Origin of the sequence: Sphingobium sp. LF-16, from assembly GCF_003711185.1 — a bacterium.
Taxonomy (GTDB): Bacteria; Pseudomonadota; Alphaproteobacteria; order Sphingomonadales; family Sphingomonadaceae; genus Sphingobium; species Sphingobium yanoikuyae_A.
Map to the genome: position 1 here is coordinate 264,009 of NZ_CP029335.1, position 17,164 is coordinate 281,172.

Annotated in this window: 14 protein-coding genes; 9 read left to right on the top strand and 5 right to left on the bottom strand. The window is 66.5% G+C overall.

The genetic code is table 11. The annotated features are described in order from the left end of the window. Window positions 1-23 precede the first annotated feature (23 nt). On the bottom strand, window positions 24-1,862 hold the full coding sequence (locus tag DIZ22_RS01305) for a DUF885 domain-containing protein (RefSeq protein WP_048938978.1): 1,839 nt from the start codon (window positions 1,860-1,862) through the stop codon (window positions 24-26). A 188-nt stretch (window positions 1,863-2,050) separates the two neighbouring features. Between DIZ22_RS01305 and DIZ22_RS01310 the strand changes: the two genes are divergently transcribed. The 9 genes from DIZ22_RS01310 to DIZ22_RS01350 all read left to right on the top strand — a co-directional run bounded on the left by DIZ22_RS01310 (window position 2,051) and on the right by DIZ22_RS01350 (window position 12,882). Beyond that, on the top strand, window positions 2,051-2,518 hold the full coding sequence (locus tag DIZ22_RS01310; protein WP_048938979.1) for a (2Fe-2S)-binding protein: 468 nt from the start codon (window positions 2,051-2,053) through the stop codon (window positions 2,516-2,518). Continuing rightward, entirely contained in the window at window positions 2,515-4,698 is a 2,184-nt protein-coding gene (locus tag DIZ22_RS01315) for a molybdopterin cofactor-binding domain-containing protein (protein WP_048938980.1), read from the top strand. Before DIZ22_RS01310 ends, DIZ22_RS01315 begins: the two co-directional genes overlap by 4 nt. A 175-nt stretch (window positions 4,699-4,873) precedes the next feature. After that, a complete protein-coding gene (peaA, locus tag DIZ22_RS01320; RefSeq protein WP_048938981.1) occupies window positions 4,874-6,598 on the top strand; it encodes a quinohemoprotein amine dehydrogenase subunit alpha in 1,725 nt (574 codons plus the stop codon). Further along, complete coding sequence (peaB, locus tag DIZ22_RS01325; protein WP_122927862.1) at window positions 6,595-8,043, top strand: quinohemoprotein amine dehydrogenase maturation protein; 1,449 nt, start codon at window positions 6,595-6,597, stop codon at window positions 8,041-8,043. Before peaA ends, peaB begins: the two co-directional genes overlap by 4 nt. Further along, complete coding sequence (gene qhpC, locus DIZ22_RS01330; RefSeq protein WP_048938983.1) at window positions 8,040-8,420, top strand: quinohemoprotein amine dehydrogenase subunit gamma; 381 nt, start codon at window positions 8,040-8,042, stop codon at window positions 8,418-8,420. Before peaB ends, qhpC begins: the two co-directional genes overlap by 4 nt. An 8-nt stretch (window positions 8,421-8,428) precedes the next feature. After that, window positions 8,429-9,520, top strand: a complete 1,092-nt coding sequence (locus DIZ22_RS01335; protein ID WP_048938984.1) for a hypothetical protein — start codon at window positions 8,429-8,431, stop codon at window positions 9,518-9,520. Beyond that, a complete protein-coding gene (locus DIZ22_RS01340) occupies window positions 9,517-10,536 on the top strand; it encodes a hypothetical protein (RefSeq protein ID WP_234415637.1) in 1,020 nt (339 codons plus the stop codon). Before DIZ22_RS01335 ends, DIZ22_RS01340 begins: the two co-directional genes overlap by 4 nt. Continuing rightward, on the top strand, window positions 10,533-12,227 hold the full coding sequence (locus tag DIZ22_RS01345; protein WP_048938986.1) for an ABC transporter ATP-binding protein: 1,695 nt from the start codon (window positions 10,533-10,535) through the stop codon (window positions 12,225-12,227). The genes DIZ22_RS01340 and DIZ22_RS01345 overlap by 4 nt, the downstream gene beginning before the upstream one ends. Next, window positions 12,220-12,882 carry a S8 family serine peptidase gene (locus DIZ22_RS01350; RefSeq protein WP_048938987.1) on the top strand — a complete coding sequence of 221 codons (663 nt, stop codon included), beginning with the start codon at window positions 12,220-12,222 and terminating at the stop codon, window positions 12,880-12,882. The genes DIZ22_RS01345 and DIZ22_RS01350 overlap by 8 nt, the downstream gene beginning before the upstream one ends. On the opposite strand, the gene DIZ22_RS01355 is transcribed toward DIZ22_RS01350, so the two are convergent. Genes DIZ22_RS01355 through DIZ22_RS01370 form a run of 4 tightly spaced genes read right to left on the bottom strand, consistent with a single transcriptional unit; the run spans window position 12,883 to window position 17,126 of the window. After that, window positions 12,883-13,635, bottom strand: a complete 753-nt coding sequence (locus DIZ22_RS01355; protein WP_048938988.1) for an FCD domain-containing protein — start codon at window positions 13,633-13,635, stop codon at window positions 12,883-12,885. It lies immediately after the preceding gene. A gap of 16 nt (window positions 13,636-13,651) precedes the next feature. Continuing rightward, the gene (locus DIZ22_RS01360) at window positions 13,652-14,575 is read right to left on the bottom strand and encodes a Gfo/Idh/MocA family oxidoreductase (protein ID WP_048938989.1); all 924 of its coding nucleotides are present in this window, start codon (window positions 14,573-14,575) and stop codon (window positions 13,652-13,654) included. After that, window positions 14,572-15,552: an AraD1 family protein gene (gene araD1, locus DIZ22_RS01365; protein ID WP_048938990.1), complete on the bottom strand. Its 981-nt coding sequence runs from the start codon at window positions 15,550-15,552 to the stop codon at window positions 14,572-14,574. The genes DIZ22_RS01360 and araD1 overlap by 4 nt, the downstream gene beginning before the upstream one ends. Next, window positions 15,549-17,126 carry an aldehyde dehydrogenase (NADP(+)) gene (locus tag DIZ22_RS01370; protein ID WP_048938991.1) on the bottom strand — a complete coding sequence of 526 codons (1,578 nt, stop codon included), beginning with the start codon at window positions 17,124-17,126 and terminating at the stop codon, window positions 15,549-15,551. The genes araD1 and DIZ22_RS01370 overlap by 4 nt, the downstream gene beginning before the upstream one ends. Window positions 17,127-17,164: the final 38 nt, after the last annotated feature.

Sequence of the window (17,164 nt, forward strand, 5' to 3'; positions counted from 1 at the left end):
ACAAGCCGGGCATGTAGGCTGGTTCAGCCCTTGGCCTTGGTCGCTGCGATATAGGCCTGGACCTGTTCGCCCAGCACGTCGAGCGGCAGGGCGCCATTGGCCAGCACCACTTCATGGAAGTCGCGAATGTCGAACTTGGGGCCCAGCGCCTGCTCGGCTTCCTTGCGCAACTGGGCGATGCGGATCTGGCCGATCATGTAGCTGGTCGCCTGGCCCGGATTGTTGATGTAGCGATCGACTTCCTTGACGATGTCGCGTTCCGACAGGGGGGCATTGTCGCGGAAATACTGGATCGCCTGTTCGCGCGTCCAGCGCTTGGCATGCAGGCCGGTGTCGGTGACCAGCCGGATTGCGCGCCACATCTGCAGCGAGAGCATGCCGAATTCCGAATAGGGATCCTGATAGGCGCCCATTTCCTTGGCCAGGCGCTCGCTATAGAGGCCCCAGCCCTCGGTATAGGAGCCATAATAGCCGAAGCGGCGGAATTTGGGCAGGTCGGGCAGTTCCTGCGCGCGGGCGATCTGGAAATGATGGCCCGGCGCGCCTTCATGATGGGCGATCGCCGCGACCTGCGGCTTCTGCACCTGATTCATGTCGGCGAGGTTGACGTAGAAGATGCCGGGGCGCGATCCGTCGGGCGCGGGCTGGTTGTAGAAGGCGACCGAGGCGGTTTCCTGGCGCCAGGCCTCGACCGCGCGCACCTCCAGCTTCGCCTTGGGCAGGACGCGGAAGAAGCGCGGCGCGGCATCCATGGTCTGGGCGATGGCGGCGCGGGCGTCCGCCAGATAGGCTTCGCGGCCGGCGGCATCATTGGGATATTTGAACTTGGGGTCGGTGCGCAGTGCCTGGAAGAAATCGGTCAGTGAACCGGCAAAGCCGATCCGCGCCTTCACCGCTTCCATTTCCGTCCGGATCGCCTTCACCTGATCGAGGCCGATCTGGTGGATCTGATCGGCGTTGAGGCTGGTGGTGGTGTAGAAGGCGAGGCGGGCGTTATAATAGGCCTCGCCACCCGGCAGGCTCCAGGCGCCGTCATTGCCCTTGGCCTTGGGCTCGATCGCATCGAGCGCGGCGAACAGGGTCTGGAACCCCTTGGCGAAGGGGCCGGTGAGCGCGGCCTGTGCGTCGGCAATCAGCTTGGCCTTTTCCGTATCCGATGCGTTGAGCGCGCCGACCTTCTTCTTGAAATCGGCGAACAGGGTGGAGTCCGGCCCCTGATCGAAGGGGGCGCCGCTGATCACCTTCTTTGCGTCGGCGCGGGCGGGGGCGAACACCATTTTCGGCGGGACGATGCCCTGTGCCGCCTGGTCGCGCATCTTGGTCGCGACCTCGTTCATCACCCGCTCGCTGTCGCGCAGGCGGGCAATATAGGCCTGGGCATCGGCGACGCTGTCGACGCGATGTTCGTTGATCAGGAAGACCGGGATATTGCCCGCCGGGCTGCCATTGGTGGACACGGGGAAGGCATATTTGGCAAAGGGCGCCTGCTGCTTCGATGTCGCCACCTGCGCTTCGAACAGACGATAGCTGAGCCGCGCCGAGGGGCCGAGGCGTTCGGGCGAGAAGCGGCGATGCAGCTGCGCAAGCTGCTGTTCCTGCAGCGCCAGGCTGCGGGCGTCGGCCCGTTCGCTATAATCGTCCAGCTTGCCATAGTCGGTCTTGAGGCCAAGGCTGGTCATCGATTCCGGGCTGAGCGCCAGTTGCTGGTCGAACGCCTGGTCGAGGAAGGCGAGCAGTGCCTTGTCTTCCTGAGCGGTCGCCGATGCGGGCGCCGTGGTTGGGGACGTGGTTGGGGCTTGGGCCAGGATCGGGGCGGAGGCGCCGAGGGCAAGGAGCAGCGCGAGCGAGATACGGACGGTCATGGCAATTCCTGTCGCGAATAGGGATGGACAGGGAGAGACAGGCGCGCGGGCGCCAAGTCAAGCCGGGCCTTGCGAAAGCGATCGCTTTTCCGGGGCTTGGGTGGCCGTCCTCGAAGCCTCTGGACAGGCCGTGCCTTTCTGCCATCTATTTTGCGCGCGACAATCAAAGGTTGAGCGGGGGTAGGGCGATGGCGATCAGTCTCAAGGTCAATGGACAGACACGATCGGTGGAGGCCGATCCGGCCAAGCCGTTGCTGTGGGCACTGCGCGAGGATCTGGACATGGTCGGCACCAAGTTCGGTTGTGGCGCGGGGCTGTGCGGCGCCTGCACCGTCCATATCGACGGCAGCCCGGCGCGGGCCTGCCAGACGCCGATCGGCGAGGCGCAGGGCATGGCGATCACCACGATCGAGGCGGTGGCGCAGAGCGATGCGGGCAAGCGGATATCCGATGCTTGGGTGAAGCTGGACGTGCCGCAATGCGGCTATTGCCAGGCCGGGCAGATCATGAGCGCGAGTGCGCTGCTGGCGACCACACCCGACCCCAGTGACGAGGATATTGACGCGGCGATGATGGGCAATCTGTGCCGCTGCTCCACCTATGTCCGCATCCGCGCTGCGATCAAGGATGCGGCCAGGGCGGGAGCGAAGGCATGAACGCGCCGATCCTGTCGCGCCGCCGCTTCCTGAGCGCCTCGCTGGTCGCGGGCGGTGGCTTGCTGTTCGACCTCAACATCCCGCTGGCGGAGGCGGCGGAGGGCGCGCCGCAGATATTGACCGCCTTCGTGCGCATCCTGCCCGACAATCGCGTCATCATCGGCGCGAAAAATGCCGAGATCGGGCAGGGCGCCAAGACCATGCTGCCGATGCTGATCGCCGAGGAACTGGACGTCGACTGGGCGCAGGTGACGATCGAGCAGACCCATGCCGACCAGAAGATATTCGGCGGGCAGACGGCTGGCGGCAGTCGCACGACGCCGCGCGAATGGCTGCCGACGCGCAAGGCCGGGGCGGCGGGCCGCGCGATGCTGGTCGCGGCGGCGGCGCAACAATGGGGCGTGGCGCCCGCGACATTGAAGACCGGCAGCGGCAAGGTGAGCGATCCGACGTCGGGCAGGAGCATCAGCTATGCCGCGCTGGCCGCCGCCGCGGCACAGCAGTCCCCGCCCGATCCGGCGACATTGACGCTGAAGGATCCCAGGGATTTTCGCATCATCGGCCAGTCAATCGGCGGGGTGGATACGCCGGCTATCGTGGCTGGCAAGCCGCTGTTCGGAATCGATTTCAAGCTGCCCGGCATGCTTTATGCCGTGCTGGAGACCTGCCCGGCCTTTGGCGGGACGTTCCAATCGGCCAATCTGGACGAAGTGAAGGCGCTGCCCGGTGTGGCCCATGTGCTGACGATCAAGGGGGACGGGACGCCGGAATCGCTGTTCGATGGCGTCGCCATCCTGTCGACAAGCTGGTGGAGCGCCAACCAGGCGCGCGAGGCGTTGAAGGTCGAATGGGACATGGGCGCGGTGAGCGGCTTTTCGACCGAGGGCTATGCCGCGCAGGCTGCCGAACGGCTGAAGGGCAAGGCCGATGGCGACATCGTCCGCGCGGGTGATGTGGATGGGGCCTTTGCCGGGGCGGCGAAGACGGTCAGCGCGCAATATGATTATCCCTTCCTGGCGCATGGGACGCTCGAGCCGCAGAATTGCACCGCCCTGTTCAAGGATGGCGCGATCGAGATCTGGGCGCCGACGCAGAATCCGGAAAGCGGGCGCGGGCTGGTGGCCAAGGCGCTGAACCTGCCGCCGGACAAGATCCGCATCAACTTCACCCGCATCGGCGGCGGTTTCGGCCGGCGGCTGATGAACGACTATATGGTGCAGGCGGCGGCGATCGCGGCGCAATTGCCCGGCGTGCCGGTGAAGCTGCTCTATAACCGGCAGCAGGATATCCAGCGCGACTTCTACCGCCCGGCCGGCTGGCACGGCTTCCGTGCGGCGCTGGACAAGGGCGGGAAAATGACCGCCTTCCACGATCATTTCGTGACCTTCGGCAAGGACGGCAAGCCGGTGCGGTCGGCCGAGATGCCGGCGAGCGAAATCCCCGCCGGCCTGATCGACACGTTGCTGCTGGAACAGAGTTTCCTCGCCACCAACATGCCGACCGGCTGGCTGCGCGCGCCCGGCTCCAACGCGCTGGCCTTCGTCACCCAGGCGTTCCTGGACGAAGTGGCGCAGGCGGCGGGCAAGGATCTGCCGACTTTGATGCTGGAATTGCTGGGCGACCCGCGCGAATTGCCGCGCGGCCCCAATGCGCCGCCCTTCGTCACCGGCCGCGCCAGGGGCGTGATCGAGAAGGTGGTGGCGATGAGCGGCTGGGCCGATCGTGGCAAATTGCCCAAGGGACGGGGCAAGGGCTTTGCCTTTTATTACAGCCATATGGGCTATTTCGCCGAGGTGCTGGAGGTGGCGCTGGTCGATGGCATGCCCAAGGTCGCGACCGTGTGGGTCGCGGGCGATGTCGGCAGCCAGATCATCAACCCGATGAATGCGCTGCACCAGGCGCAGGGATCGGTGATCGAGGGGCTGGGCCAGGCGCTGGCCGGGCAGAAGATCACGCAGGTTGCCGGCGCGGTGGAGCAGGCCAATTTCGACACCCATCCGTTGCAGCGCATCCCCGATACGCCGCAGATCATCGTCGAGTTCGTGAAGACCGATTATCCGCCGACCGGCATGGGCGAGCCGGCGCTGCCGCCGGTGATCCCGGCGCTGGTCAATGCGCTGCACGCGGCCACCGGCAAGCGTATCCGCACCCTGCCGATCGTGCCGGAGATGTTCGCCTGAACCCTGTTTTCCAACCCCTCTTTACTTGGCCAGAAAAATCTTGATGATCGTCAAGAATCTGATGGCGGATCGACATGGCGTCATCCGTCATGCCGGTCAGAGGGGCAAAAAAGCCCCCGCCTGAGATTGGGCCGCGTCCAGGGCAAAAGACCGGACGCCAAAGGGGGACATCAGGGTGAAGCAGCTTCCGGTGAAGTTCGGTCTGTTGGGGTTGTTCTCCGCATCGGTCGTGCTCGCGCAGGCCGATGGCGGTCCCGACGGCGCGACGATGAAGGAGACGGAGGAGGGCATCCCCGTCACCGATCCGCTGGTCCAGGAAAAATGCGGCAGCTGTCACGCGCCCGATGCTAAGGGCAACCTGTCCCGCATCAGCTGGGTGCGCACCACGCCGGAGGGCTGGGCACAGGCGATCAAGCGGATGGTGCGACTGAATGGCCTGGATATCACGCCGCAGGAATCGCGCGCGGTCATCAAGTCGCTGTCCGCCTCGCACGGGCTGGCGCCGGAGGAGGCGCGGCCGGTCATGTATCTGCCCGAAAAGCGGATCATCGACGAAGTGCTGCCCAATGAGACGATGCGCGGCGCCTGTGCCAGCTGCCATGCCTTTGCCCAGCCCTTGTCCTGGCGCCGGTCTAAGCTGGAATGGAAGACGCTGCAGGATCTGCATGTCGCCCTCTATTCACAGGCGGACGCGCAATATCGCCGGCCGGCCGAGGATAGCGAGCAGCCCACCGGCCGCGACCCCAAGGACAAGATGACGCGCGGCGAATATGCGCTGACCTATCTGCCCAAGGTGGCGGGGCTGCATACGCCCGAATGGGCCGCCTGGAGTTCGCGCCTGCGCGCGCCGCGGCTGGCGGGCGACTGGCTGGTGGTGGCGTCGGTGCCGGGGCAGGGCCGCTTCGTCGGCACGATGACGGTGGCGCCGGGCGCGGCCGCCGACGAGTTCAAGACCAACGCGTCGCTCACCTCGCTCACTAACGGCGCGACCATCAGCCGCAGCGGCACCGGCCTTGTCTATTCCGGCTATAGCTGGCGCGGCTCGTCCAAGGGCGGCGCGGCGCCGGGCAAGCCCGATGACCTTGGCAGCCCGGCGCGCGAGACGATGTGGTTCGCGCCCGACCAGCAGAGCGCGGAGGGGCGCTGGTTCTGGGGGGAATATCAGGAATTCGGCTATGACGTGAAGCTGGTCCGCGCGACCGCCGCGCCGGCCATATTGGCGGTGACGCCGGGTGCGGTGAAGGCCGGGACGAAGGGCGTCGATGTTACCATCTGGGGCCATAATCTGCCCGCATCCCTGACGGCGGGTGACGTCGATCTGGGCGCGGGTGTGACCGTCAGCAAGGTCGTGTCGGCGACGCCGGGCAAGGCGGTGCTGAGCGTCGATGTCGCGGCCAGCGCCCCTGCCGGCCAGCGCGATGTCGGCATCGGCGGCGCGGTGCTGGAAAAGGCGTTCCCGGTCTATCGCAAGGTCGATTATCTCAAGGTCACGCCGGAAACGAGCCTGGCCCGACTGGGCGGCATCAAGTTCGCCAAGGGCTATCAGCAGTTCGAGGCGATCGGTTATGACAATGGCCTGGATGGCAAGCCGAACACCAGCGACGACGTCACGATTGGCCCGATCGACGCGACCTGGTCGATGCAGGAATTCATGTCGGTCTATTATGATGACGACATGAAATATGTGGGGGCGCTGAGCCCCACCGCCTTCTTCACGCCGGGGCTGGAAGGCCCCAATCCCGAACGCCGGTTCAGCCGCAACAATTATGGCGAGGTCTGGGTCGTCGCGACGGCGAAGGCGGAAAAGGACAAGTTCGGCAAGCCCCTGAGCGCGCGGTCCTATCTGGTCGTGACCGTGCCCATGTATCAGCGCTTCGACCAGCCGGAGGTGTCGCGATGACCGTCATGCAGGCCCCCGCCTATCGCCGCGCCGAATATCATGGCTTTGCCGCCGGCGGCAGCGACTTCGTCTATCTGGTGAGTGCCGGCGCAATCTTCGAGATTGATGCGCAGGTGCAGGCGGTGCTGGACCGGCTTGATGGACAGGAGCTGAGCCATGCCGCGCTGGTCCGCGAACTGGCGGGCGAGGAAGGCGACCTGGCCGAGGCGGAGGCGCTGGTGCGCGAATTGCGCGCGGTGCAGCTCATCCATCTGGGCGCGGCGCCGGTGTCCGTGCCGGAGGCGCCGCCGGCCGATTTCCCGTTGCAGGCGCTGGTGCTGAACATCACCAACCAGTGCAACCTTGCCTGCACCTATTGCTATGAATTCGGCGCGGACAAGATCGCGACCCCGGCCGGCAAACCCAAATATATGACGCTGGAGACGGCCAGGGCGTCGGTCGACCTGCTGATCGCGGAGGCGGCGAACCGTCCGTCGGTCCACATCACCTTCTTCGGCGGCGAAACCTTGATGAATTTCAAGCTTCTGCGCGATGTGGTCGATTATGCCAATGGCGCGATGGCGGCGGCGGGCAAGGGGATCACCTACAGCCTGACCACCAATGCGACCTTGCTGACGCCGGAGATCGTCACCTTCCTGTCGGACAATCGGGTCGGCGTCACCGTGTCGATGGACGGCCCGCCCGAACTGCAGGACAAGCATCGCGTCTACAAGAATGGCAAGGGCAGCTATGCGGTGATCGAGCCGCGGCTGCGCACGCTGATCGCGCATCATCGCACCCGTGCCGTCACCGCGCGCGTCACCCTGACCGAAGGCGTGACCGATGTCGTGCGCATCTTCCGCCATCTGAAGGATGATCTGGGTTTTCACGAGGTTGGCTTCGCGCCGGTGACCACGGGGGAGACGCGGGCCTATTCGATCGATGCAGACGGCATGGACTACGTGCTGGCGCAGTTCAACCTGCTGGCGCGCGAATGGCTGGAATATGCGCTGCGAGGGCAGGTCCATGGCTTCACCAATGTCAGCGAGACCATCAGCGAGCTGATTTCGGGCGTCAACAAATCGCATCCCTGCGGCGCAGGCATGGGGCTGATGGGGGTCAGCCCGTCGGGCGACCTGTCGCCCTGCCACCGCTTCACCGACGCCGACACCCATGTGATGGGCCATGTGTCGAGCGGCATCGACCGGGCCAAGCAGGGTGATTTCCTGAGCCGCGGTCATGTCGGCGCCAAATATGATTGCCAGAGCTGCTGGGCGCGGCCGCTCTGCGCCGGGGGGTGCCACCATGAGGCGTTCGTCCGCTATGGCGACACCGGCCATGCCAATCTCCATTATTGCGACTGGATCCGGCAATGGACCGACACCTGCCTGCATATCTATGGCGAGCTGGCGGTGAAGAACCCCGGCTTTCTGGAGCATTTCGCTGAACGAAAGGGGCTGTCATGAAGCATCTTCGTGCCATCAACAAAAAGGCGCGGCGGATCGACGACGCCGTGATGCAGATGGAGGCGGCGATCGAGGCCGCCGCTGCGTCGGGCACCACGCCGTCCGACATGGAGGAGGATGTCGTCGCCCTGCAACAGGCGCCGCGTCCGCATGTGCCGATGGGCTGCACCCTGTCCTTCTCGCCCGGCTGGGAAGTGGATGCGGGCGGCGGCACGGCGGGGCTGTGCCAGCCGGTCGAGCGCGACATCTATGACTGCTACGTCACCTGCTTCTGGCCGGTGCAGGTGCCCGACCATGTGAATTATTCGCCCGACTGGGCCAGCAACTGCGCCACCGCGACCAAGGACTGGCGCAATCTCGACCTGGTATTCCCATGAGGCGCGCGATGCAGAAAATCCGCTTCGTCCTGGCGGCGGGCCTCACCGCGCTGGCGACCATCCCCATCCATGCCGCGACCCTGTTCATGGGCGCCTATCCCGATGTCCTGCTGGTCTTTGACGAGGGCAAGGGCGCGGTGACGCAGAAGATCAAGCTGGATACCGGCCTGCCAACCGCGATGAGCCTGTCGGACGATGGCAAGCGCATCTATGTGTCGACCATCACGACGAGCGGGATCGAGGTGATCGACGCCGCCAGCCGGCAGGTGGTGAGCAAGTTCAGCCTGAATGACGGCCCCAACCGGGTGCGCTTCTATGGCGGTGTGGCGGACCCGGCGGGACGCTATTTCTACACGATCGTCACCAGGATCGACAAGGAAATGGATCGCTACAAGGTCAGCAAGCCCCTCTATGGCGTGGTCGACCTGAAGCTCGGCAAGCTGGTGCGCACCGCCGAGATCGAGAAGGATGATGAAAAGGCGATCGGCGGCTATCGTGTCGCCTTCAAGGTGTCGGCCGATGGCAAATATCTCTACGCCTTTGGCGAGAAGGTGATCGTCATCGACACCGCGACGCTGAAGGCCACCGACCGCATCGACCTCGCCCGGCCCGAAGGCACGGGGCTGGAGAATGTCGGCTTTGGCGGATCGCTCGAAACGCTGCGGACGCCCGGCCAATATGTCTCGCTGTTCAACGCGGCCGACCCCTATATCCACAGCAAGATGTTCGGCCTTGCCCGGTTCGACCTCAACAGCCGCCAGTTCGACTTCACCCCGATCGGCCCGGCGCCGGCCGCCATGGCGGGGCTGGAAATCACGCCCGATGGCAAGCAGGCCTATACCGTCGTCACCAACGGCACGCTGGGATCGAAGCGGTGCGAATTCTGGCACATGGACCTTTCCACCAACGCGGTGGTGGACAAGGCGGAATTCCCCTGCCGATCGCGCTTCCGCTTCGGCATGTCGATGGATGGGGCGAAGCTCTATATCTACGGCGCCAGCTTCGACATCGAGGTTTATGACGCGAAGACGCTGAAGCTGGAAGCCACCTGGGATCTGGGCAATGACGCGACCGGCGCCGGCATGGTGGCGGTGCCGTGACCCGTTCCGGCCGTCCCGACACTCCGATGGCCGTGGCCATCCGGGGCAGCGGGATGGCCGCCAATGCCTGCGCGCATCTGCTGAAAGGGGCGGGGCTCCGCGTCGGACAGGAGCCCGCCCATCGCCCGCCGGTGCCCAGCCTGTTGCTCAGCGATGCGGCGCTGGCGTTGATGCGGGAGCTGTTCGCGCGGCCGGACCTGCTCGCGGACGCGCCGCGCGTGCGGCGCCGGCTGGTCGCCTGGGGCGGGGCGCCGGTGACGGTGCCGCATGAGGCGGTGCTGGCATCGGAGGCGACGGTGCAGGCGGCGCTGGCCGTGCCGGGCGACGCGCCAATGGCCGCGCCCGATTTCACCCTATATGCCGCGACGCCGCTGCCGATGGGTGAGCTTCATGTCTTTGGCGAGCGCCATGCCGTCGCCGCTCGCGTGTGGCTGCGCGACCCGGCCTGCCGCGAGGAAGGCCGGGTCGAGGCGGTCGAGAGCGGCTGGCTGTTCCTGGTCCCGGCGGACGGGGACGAGGGTTGGCTGCTGGGCGTCGGTGGCGAAATCGACGCGCTGCTGGCGCAGAGCCGGCTGATCGCACCGGTGGTCGATCCGATCGGCGGATCGACGCGCCCCTTTCTCGCCGCGCCGCGGCTGCATCTGCCGCTGGTCGGCGACGACTGGCTGGCCTGCGGCACGGCGGCGATCGGCTTCGATCCGATCTGTGGCGATGGCACCGCCCAGTCGGTGCGCGAGGCCATATTGGCGAGTGCGGTGCTGACGGGCATCGCGGAAGGCGGCGACCGGGCCGCGCTGCTCGGTCATTATCAGGCGATGCTGATCGCGGCGATGCGGCGGCACCTGCTGCTCTGCGCCCAATTTTATGCCGATGGCGGCCGGGGTGACTGGTGGCGCACCCAACATGAGGCGCTGATGCAGGGGCATCACTGGTGTACCGGGCTGCTGGCGACGCTGCCCGAGCCGCAATATGCGCTGCATGGCTTGCGGCTGGTGCCACGGCGGGTGGCGGCATGAGCACGCCTGTCGCTGAATGGCGCAGCTATAGCCGGCTGCTGCCTTATATCCGGCCCTATCGGCGTGGGCTGCTGCTGGTGCTGGCGATCAGTGTGCTGTCGACCGCGCTCGGTCTCGCCCAACCCTATCTGTCCAAACTGATGATCGATCAGGCGCTGCTGCGGCGGGACATGGGCGCGCTGTGGCGGATTGCTGGCATCATGATCGCGGTCACAGTGCTGGGCTTTGGCGTCAACATCCTCGCAAGCTATCGCTATGTCCGGCTGTCGGCGGCGATGCTCTATGACATGCGCGCCGCGCTGCTGCGTCATCTCCAGACGCTGTCGCCGCGCTTCTATGCCAGCTTCCGGCTGGGCGATCTCGTCTCGCGGATGAACAGCGATGTGAGCGATGTGCAGCGGATCGCGTCCGATACCCTGCTCTCGGTGGTCAGCAACCTGCTCTTCTTCATCGGCTGCGTCGCGATGATGCTCTGGCTCGACTGGCGGCTGTTCCTGGTCGGCATACTGCTGGTGCCGGCCAGTCTGGCGGCCTTCACTCATTATCAGCGGCGGCTGACCGCGCTGACCCGCGACATGCGCGAGCGGGGCGCGGATCTGGGCAGCCTGCTGGTCGATACGGTGATGGGCATGCGCGTCGTCACCGCGTTGCGGGCGGGCGAGCATGAGGTCGGGCGCTTCAAGGCGAAGAATGACGCCTTTGTCGGCGCGATGCTGCGGATGCAGGTCGCCTCCTACATGACCGGGGCGCTGCCCGGCACGCTGATGACCGGGGCGACCTCCGCCGTGATCCTTTATGGCGGCTGGCGGATCATCGAGGGCGACATGAGCATCGGCACGCTCGTCGCCTTCATGACCTATCATATGCGGCTCCTGTCGCCGATCCAGACGCTGATGGGGCTGACGTCCGGGCTGGCGTCGGCGCGGGTGTCGCTGGGGCGGATTTTCGAACTGTTCGACACCCGGCCCGATGTCGAGGAGCGCGCCGATGCCGCGCCGATCGGCCGGGTGCGGGGCGAGCTGCGCTTCGAACAGGTGGCGATGCGCTATGATCGCGATCCGGTGCTGCGCGACATGGACCTGACCATCCCCGCCGGCAGCATCTGCGCGATCCTGGGGCCGAGCGGCGTCGGCAAGTCGACCATGGCTGACCTGATGGTGCGCCATGCCGATCCGACCGGGGGGTGCATCCTGCTCGACGGGCATGATCTGCGCGACCTGCGGCTCGACGATCTGCGGCGCGAGGTGATGCTGGTCGACCAGTCGCCCTGGCTGTTCAATGACAGTATCGCTGCCAATATCGGCTTTGCCCTGCCGGACGTGCGCATCGAGGATATCGAGGCGGCGGCCCATGCCGCCGGGCTGGACACTTTTCTGGCGCGTCTGCCCGAGGGGCTGGACACCCGCACCGGCGAGCGCGGGCTGGCGCTGTCGGCGGGCGAGCGGCAGCGTATCGTCATCGCCCGCGCGCTGCTGCGCCGGCCATCGGTGCTGATCCTGGACGAACCGACATCGGCGCTGGATGGCGAGGCCGAGGCGCTGGTGGCGCAGCGGCTGCGCGGCGCGCTGCCCGATGCGACTATCATCCTCATCACCCATAAGCCGGCGCTGGCGCGGATCGCCGACCGGATCGTGACGGTCACCGACGGGCAGGCGCATATGGTGCAGCAGTTCGAGCTGGTTCATGCCTGATCCGTTGCGCATCGCCGTGATCGACAGCGGCGTCCATCCCGATCATCCCCATATCGCTGCCGCCCGGCTATTGCCCGGCTTTGCCATTGCCAAGGATGGGCGTGACAGCGAAGCTGACACAGGCGACCGGCTTGGCCATGGCACCGCCGTGACCGCCGCGATCCAGGATCAGGCGCCCGATGCGCTCTGCCTGCCGATCCGGGTCTTTCATGATGCGCTCAGCACCACGGCACGGGCGCTGGTCGCGGCGATCGACCGGGCGGTGGCGGCACGGGTGGACCTCATCAACCTCAGCCTCGGCACGGTCAATCCGGCCCATGGCGAGGCGTTCGCGGCAGCGGCGGATCGTGCGCTGGCGGCCGGCATCCTGATCGTCGCAGCGCGCGATAATGAGGGCACGCCCTGCTATCCCGGCAGTCTGGATATGGTCTTGGGCGTCGGCCTCGACTGGGAGTGTCCGCGCGACGATTTTCGGCTGCGGGCGGGGCTGGCCTTCGCGTCGGGGCATCCCCGGCCGATCCCCGGCGTGCCCCAGCGTCGCAACCTCCATGGTGTCAGTTTCGCTGTCGCCAACATGACCGGCCTGATCGCGCGGCAGGGGCGGGCGGGGCTTGCCCGGTGGATGCCGGCCGGCGCCCGCGCAGAGGTAGGTTGATCAGGCGCCCGGTTCGTTGAGGGCAATATCCATGTCGGCGAAGGCCAGGCGCAGCAGTTCGGCCATGGCGTTGCGCGCGGCCGCCGTGTCGCGCGCGGCGATGGCGCGATGCACCGCCTGATGATCGGGCAAGGGATCGCGCGGCAACAGCTTCTTGCGATGCTTGAAGGTGGTGGTCCAACTGACCGCCGCGCCGACCGAACTGGCCAGCGCCTCCAGCGCGTCATTATGGGTGGAGGCGAGGATCGCATTGTGGAAACGCTGGTCGGCGGCGCGCCCTTCCGGCGTGGACAGGCCATAGCGTTCCATCTCGGCCAGCGCCGCGTCCATGATCGCCAGTTGATCGTCGGTGCGGCGGCGCGCGGCAAATTCGGCCGCCGCCGGCTCGATCACGCCGCGCAGCTCGAACAGGTCGCGGATGAAGGCGCGGTCGGGTTCGCCGGCGAACATCCAGGCGAGCATTTCGGGGTCGAGCACGTTCCAGCGCGCGCGCGGCAGGACGCGGGTGCCGGCCTTGGGGCGGCTTTCCAGCATGCCCTTGGCGATCAGGATGCGGATCGCCTCGCGATAGGCGGTGCGCGATACGCCAAGGCGTTCGGATGCCTCGATCTCACCCTCGAACAGGTCGCCGGGCTTGTGCTTGCCGGTCAGGATGGCGGTGCCCATGTCGCGGGCGATCGCCTGGTGAATGCGGAGCGAGCCTTCGTCCGACGCGAACTTGCGTTCCGGTCCGTCCTTGCGCTCGCTCCCCATTCTACCTCCGTTGAATTTAGTCCTCAAAATCAGCCGTAGGGCAATGCCGGCCACAAAGGAAGGCATCGGCCACCAGGCGCAGCGGCGCGGTGTCGGCGTCGATCGCCTTATCCGCCACCAGCCCGACGAAGCGCCGATACATGGTCGGATATTCCTCGTCCGGCGCCTTCAACTGGACTTCGCCGTCCAGGGTCAGCGTATTGCCGCCTTCGGACAGGAGCAGCTTGCCATTGCTGGTTTCGACCGCGATGTCCCAGGTCTGGGGACCGGTCTGGCGCCAGTCGAATACGGTGTCGATCGGAGCGCCCGAAGCGGTCGCCATCGCCAGCGTCGCGCCGATCGGCGCCTGCTTGTTCGACGGCACTTCCAGTTCGGCCGACAGCAGGGTGATCGGTTCGGCAACGATTTCGGTCAGGATCGACAGGGCGTTGATGCCCGGATCGAACACGCCAAAGCCGCCCGCTTCCCAGATCCAGGGCTGGCCCGGATGCCAGTGACGGACATCCTCGCGCCACTGGATCGAGATGCGCTCGACCGTGCGCGACGCCATCCAGTCCTTGGCCTGGGCCACGGCGGCGGCATAGCGGCTGTGCCAGCTGGCATAGAGAGTGACGCCATTGGCCTTGGCCAGCGCGATCAGCGCATCCACTTCCGACACGGTCGCGCCCGGCGGCTTTTCCAGGAAGACATGCTTGCCGGCCAGGATCGCCTGACGGGCCGCCTGATAGCGGACCTGCGGCGGCTGGCACAGGATGACGGCGTCCATGTCGGGCTCACCCGCCAGCATCGCGCCGAGATCGGGATAATTGTTCACCCCTTCGCCCTGCGCGTTGCGGCTGGCGACGGCGACCAGATCGATGCCGTCGATCTTGGCGATCGCGGGCAGATGCTGGTCGCGGGCGATCTTGCCCAGGCCTACGAGGCCGGCCTTGATGCTCATAGCGCCTTTACCTTGGTCTTGCCCTCGTCCGCTGCGCGCGTGAGGCCATTGCGGACCGGCAGGGTGAAGGGCTTGGCCTCGACCTCGAACACATCGCCTTCCTGGGTGGCGAAGCCATCGGAGAAGGAGAGGGTGGCGGTGCCGAAGAAATGGACGTGAATGTCGCCGGGGCGGCGGAACAGACCATATTTGAAATGATGATGTTCCAGGTTCGCGATCGTGTGCGACATGTTGGTCTCACCCGACAGGAACGGCTTTTCCCAGACGGTCTCGCCATTGCGGACGATGCGGCTGGTGCCGCGCAGATCCTGCGGCAGGTCGCCCAGCAGCAGTTCCGGGCCGAGCGAGGCCTGGCGCAGCTTGGAGTGGGCGAGCCACAGATAATTGCCGCGTTCGGTGATATGATCGGAAAATTCATTGCCGATCGCAAAGCCCAGACGCACCGGCGTGCCGTCGGCGTCGATCAGGTAGATGCCGGCGACTTCGGGTTCCTCGCCACCATCCTCGGCAAAGGCCGGCATGGTGAAGTCCTGGCCCGGATCGACCAGGATCTGGCCGTCGCCCTTGTAGAACCATTCAGGCTGCGCGCCGATGCCGTCATCGGCGGGCTTGCCGCCCTCGACGCCCATCAGGAACATGCGCATGCTATCGGTCAGGTCGCCCGAGGTGGCGGCCTTGTGCATCTTGTCGCGGCCTTCGGCCGAGCCAAGATGGGTCAGCCCGGTGCCGGCGACCAGCAGATGCGCCGCATCCTCATGGTCGATCGGCGACAGCAGGGCGACGGTGGACAGGTCCACCGCATCGCCCAGCTTGCCTGCCGCAAAGGCGGCCAGGCCCTGGCCCGCCGCGATCGCGTCCAGCGCCAGCTGGCGGGTGGAGCTTGCGCCCGTCACCCGCTTCGCCGCGCCGCTTTCGTCAATGGCGGCAACGCCCCGTGCGTCGCCATCCTTGAACTGAACCAGCGAAATGACGGTCACTGCGCCAGCTCCAGCTTGCCTTCCATGCGGCGGTTGAGCTTCCAGGGGTTGGCCGCCTGCAGCGCCGGCGGCAGCACGGCGTCGACGACGTCCTGATAGCAGACCGGACGCAGGAAGCGCATCATGGCCAGCGTGCCGACCGAGGTGGTGCGGCCGTCCGAGGTCGACGGGAAGGGACCACCATGGACCATGGCATGGGTCACTTCGACGCCGGTCGGCCAGCCATTGGCGAGCACGCGGCCGACCTTGCGGGACAGCGTCGGCAGCAGCTTGGCGGCATTGTCATTGTCGCTTTCGTCCATCTGCAGCGTGGCGGTCAGCTGACCTTCCATCTGGGCGATGGTGGCGATCACTTCCTCGATCGTGGCGCACTTCACCAGGATCGACGAGGAACCGAACACTTCATGCGACAGCGCCGGGTTGGTGCGGAACTGCTCGCCGCTGGTGGCGAACAGGGCCGACTGGGCCAGGTTCACGCCTTCGGCTTCGGCGCCGCGTGCGACGGTGGTGACGCCTTCTGCGCCGGCCAGCGCCGCGACGCCCTTTTCATAGGCGGCGTGGATGCCCGGCGTCAGCATGACATGGGGCTGATTGGCCGACAGGGCCGTTGCCGCCGAAGCGACGAAACGGTCGAGATCGGGGCTGTCGAGCGCGATCACCATGCCGGGGTTGGTGCAGAACTGGCCAGCGAACAGGCTGAGCGAACCGACGAAGGCGGTGCCCAGCGCTTCGGCGCGGGCCGCGAGCGCGCCCGGCAGCAGCACGACCGGGTTGATCGACGACATTTCCGAATAGACCGGGATCGGCTCTTCGCGGTTGGCGGCGATCTTCATCAGCGCAATGCCGCCGCCGCGCGAACCGGTGAAGCCAACCGCCTTGATGCGGGGATCGGCGACCAGCGCGCCGCCCAGATCATTGGTGGTGCCGGGCAGGTAGGAGAAGACGCCTTCATGCAGGCCGCTGGCCTTGACCGCAGCGGCGATGGCGCGGGCGACCAGTTCGCCGGTGCCGGGGTGGGCCGGGTGGCCCTTCACGACGACCGGGCAACCGGCGGCGAAGGCCGATGCGGTGTCACCGCCCGCGACCGAGAAGGCGAGCGGGAAGTTGGACGCGCCGAACACGGCGACCGGGCCGACGGCCTGGTTGACGCGGCGCAGGTCGCTGCGCGGCAGCGGGGTGCGTTCCGGCAGCGCCTTGTCGATGGTGACGTCGAGCCAGTCGCCCTGGCGGACATAGGAAGCGAACAGGCGCAACTGGCCGACGGTGCGGCCACGCTCGCCCTCCAGGCGGCCACGCGGCAGGCCGGTTTCGCTCATGGCGGTGGTGATCAGCAGATCGCCGATTTCCATGATCTGGTCGGCCACGGCTTCCAGGAAGGAAGCGCGGGTTTCGGGAGACAGGGTCGAGAAGCCTTCGAACGCGGCGTCGGCCAGCGCGCAGGCGTCGGCGACATCGGCGGTCGAGGCGTTGTGGAAGGCGACGTCGCCCTTGGCGCCGGTCGACGGATCGACCGCGAAGAAGGGCTCACCACCGGTGCGCTCGGCAGCACCGACCAGAATGGCTCCGTTGAACATGGATATCTCCCGAAATGTCGTGGAAAGGGGGTAATATT